The sequence below is a fragment of the Mesorhizobium carmichaelinearum genome (genome assembly GCF_900199455.1).
Classification (GTDB): domain Bacteria; phylum Pseudomonadota; class Alphaproteobacteria; order Rhizobiales; family Rhizobiaceae; genus Mesorhizobium; species Mesorhizobium carmichaelinearum.
In genome coordinates, this window is the sequence record NZ_FZQR01000186.1 from 1 (window position 1) to 398 (window position 398).

The following is a 398-nucleotide window of genomic DNA, read 5'->3' on the forward strand; positions in this document are numbered from 1 at the left end:
GCCAGCGATACTAACAGCGATATATCCAGCTAGTATTGGAACCATAAATTTAAAGGCTAAACTACCAATGTTTTCAATGGATTTCCAAAATGAATCATCTGGGATGACTAATCCTTTTGATGTCGTTTCACCGCCTAGAGTCAGCGCGATGGCGATAAGGAGTCCACCAACTACGATAAAAGGAACCATAAACGATACACCGTTCATTAAATGTTGATACACCATTTGAATACCACTTTTAGACTTACCGCGATCTTTCGAATGATAATTTGTTTCAGATTGATAAATAGGCGCATCTTGATTAATGATACGTTGAATTAGATCTCTCGGATTATGAATCCCTTCGCGAACATTTTCATTAATCAACCGTTTACCAACAAATCGGGATAGATCAACTT

At 37.7% G+C, this 398-nt stretch carries 1 protein-coding gene; it reads right to left on the reverse strand.

From position 1 onward, the window contains the following. Nucleotides 1–398, reverse strand: a 398-nt coding sequence (locus tag CKW40_RS46320) for a PTS transporter subunit EIIC (protein ID WP_500684308.1), incomplete at both ends; no start/stop codon positions are given.